Annotated in this window: 1 pseudogene; it reads left to right on the top strand. The window is 41.9% G+C overall.

Annotated elements, in window-relative coordinates:
- Positions 1–202 (top strand): annotated as a pseudogene (locus AB4486_RS28335) (glutathione S-transferase family protein); the annotation flags it as partial.
- Positions 203–253 lie beyond the last annotated feature (51 nt).

Raw genomic sequence — 253 nt, forward strand, 5'->3', positions numbered from 1 at the left:
GTGTAACAAGCAACGAATTGCGGATTACAAACATATCCAAGGTTATCTAAAAGAGCTCTATCAAATAGAGGGTATTAAAGAGACGACGGATTTCTACCACATCAAGCGCCACTACTATTACAGCCATACGGGTATCAACCCGACTCAAGTGGTGCCTAAAGGGCCTGATCTGGATTTAGATTCGCCTCACGGACGTGGTTAGAATCATTAATTAATCCGCTTTTCTTCAGGCGTAAAAAAACCCTAGATAAAC

The organism is Vibrio sp. 10N.222.55.C6 (assembly GCF_041473395.1).
GTDB classification, from domain to species: Bacteria; Pseudomonadota; Gammaproteobacteria; order Enterobacterales; family Vibrionaceae; genus Vibrio; species Vibrio crassostreae_C.